At 43.8% G+C, this 2,258-nt stretch carries 2 protein-coding genes; both read right to left on the bottom strand.

Annotated elements, in window-relative coordinates; genetic code table 11:
* Nucleotides 1-1,620: histidine kinase (locus NT175_07195; protein ID MCX6234496.1), on the bottom strand; the 1,620-nt coding region annotated here is incomplete at its 3' end.
* An 88-nt stretch (nt 1,621-1,708) separates the two neighbouring features.
* Nucleotides 1,709-2,258 (bottom strand): histidine kinase (locus NT175_07190; GenBank protein MCX6234495.1); only part of this gene is annotated, 550 nt, incomplete at its 5' end.

Here is a 2,258-nt window from a genome sequence, read left to right as displayed (position 1 = left end):
AAATTCTTCCGTTGAATTATCCAGGATATTCCTGACCAGCCGGGCGAATTTTGAAAGGTAAATACTGGCTTTATCCGGTTTCTCAGTGACGATGAAATTCTGGATGCTGTAAAGCGCATTGAAGAGGAAGTGGGGATTCATCTGGGAGCGGAGGAGCTTTTGTTCAAGAACGAGCGCTTTCCTGTCCGACCCGAACCTTTTGCGTTGAATCCAGATAATGACAATCAACAAGACAATCAGCCCCGTACCGCCAATACCTGCAAATAAAATCCTGGTCTGATTTAGTTTTAAACGCCGGAGTTCGTTGTCCCTGACCAATCCGGCGATTTCCTGCCTTTGTAACTCATCTTCATAGTCTGCCTCCAGACCGATAATTTGCCTGGACAGTTCATCCCGGGCTTGTAAATTCTTTTCTTCTTCCAGCTTTTTCTGATACAATAGCGCATTTTCAAAATCACCTGTCGACTCATATAACTTGACCATACCGCTGTATAGCTCTACCCTAAAATAGCGCATTTGCGTCACGGCCGCTAACCTGAAAGTGGGATCGGGTTCGGTAATCCTGTCAATCTTGAGAAGGAAAGTATCGCAATAGTTCAGCGCCTGGAATGAATACTGTTTAGAACTCCGGAAATGGCCCTTGTCCATTTCTATTTTGCCGAGGTTTAATAAAGCCAGAGCATATATGTCGCAGCGTTCTGAGTTTTTTAGCAGTGCTTCAGCTGCTTTGGCATATTTGAAGCCCTTGTCGGGATCTTTCAACAGGAAATAATACTGATAACCCAGGTTCGAGCACATCAATCCTTCCATGAAATTCCTCAAATTGGCATCTTCAATAGCTCTGGCATTTTCCAGCGCTTTAAGGTAATAATCCAGCGCCATGGAATCACCTTTAACCAGATAGTAGCATCCATGATAAGCATAAATATTGGCTAACCATCCTTCGACAGGCATCCATTTATAATCCGAGTGAGGAATGAGATAATATTTAAGAACAATATCATTATATTTGATGGCACTGTCCATCATTATATTTACCTCTTCGGAAGTAAGCGTGTCAATTTGTTCCAAAGTCTCTAGTTTAAAGAAATAGGAACCGCCGATTGTCAGATAGATTAACATGGCTGCTGAAGTATCACCAATAGTGAAATAATTCCTGGCGGCGCGATTATAGTAGTCAAACATCTTTTCGGTATTGCGCACATATTCATGTATAGAACCTATCTGGTAAAGAAGATCACCAATCTCTCCTGCGGGTTCGAAAGCTTCAAGCAGTCGCAATGCAGAAAGGTAGTTCGTCAGGGCATTTTTTATATCGGATTTGAAGTAATAGCTGTTTCCCAGATTAAAGGTGGCTATTCCTTTCCCAAAGGGATAGTTCAATTGTTTCGACATACTGAGAGCTTGAGTGGCATATAGGAAGCTGGAATCGAAACTGCGCGGAGCCAGCTGAAGTGCAAGCTGGTTCATGACATCCACCTTCCCGGTTCCATTAGCATCCGGAAGCAGGGTAAACAAGCTGTCGACTGTCTGCTGCCTGGTTATGCCCGGGATCTGGCTAGTAGCCAAAAGATTCAAAAAAAAGATAAAAAAAAGAAAAAGAGGATGTTTAATGGTCATTACGCTTCGCTGTCATGTATTGTCATTATGCTACGCTGTCATGTATGGTCATTATGCTACGCTGTCATGTATGGTGACTGCCGACTGCCTACTCCCTCACCGGAACACCGAACACAACTCTGGTACCACATGCTTCACCTATAGAATTTTTTAAGTCGATGATCTCAAGTATGATCTTCCTTTTAAGCTTCCGGTTAAGATTGGCCAGACGCTCGCAGGTGAGTGACGTGGCCATGCTCCTGTGGTCCGGTTCCAGTCTGATTTCTATCTCACGGGCTTTCTGACGTCCCACCCCGTCATCTTCCACTTCGAAAACAAGAGTGTGATCTTTAAAGCTGAAACGGATGTCGATTTGTCCCGGCGTATCTCTGTGCTTGATGCCGTGCTCAATCGCATTCTCAATGAACGGCTGGGCCAGCATGGGCGGGATCATCATAGTCTCAGTATCGATCGCATCAGCAATTTCAATTTTATAATCAAATTTTCCGGCGTACCTTACTTTTTGCAGTTCAAGGTAGTTTTCGATGGTATTGATTTCCTTTTCAAGAGCGACAAATTCTTCCGTTGAATTATCCAGGATATTCCTGACCAGCCGGGCGAATTTTGAAAGGTAAATACTGGCTTTATCCGGTTTCTCA

This window comes from Bacteroidota bacterium, from assembly GCA_026391695.1.
Lineage (GTDB): Bacteria > Bacteroidota > Bacteroidia > Bacteroidales > JAGONC01 > JAPLDP01.
Note: the sequence above shows the minus strand (reverse complement) of the source record. Positions and strands in the feature narration are given on the sequence as shown.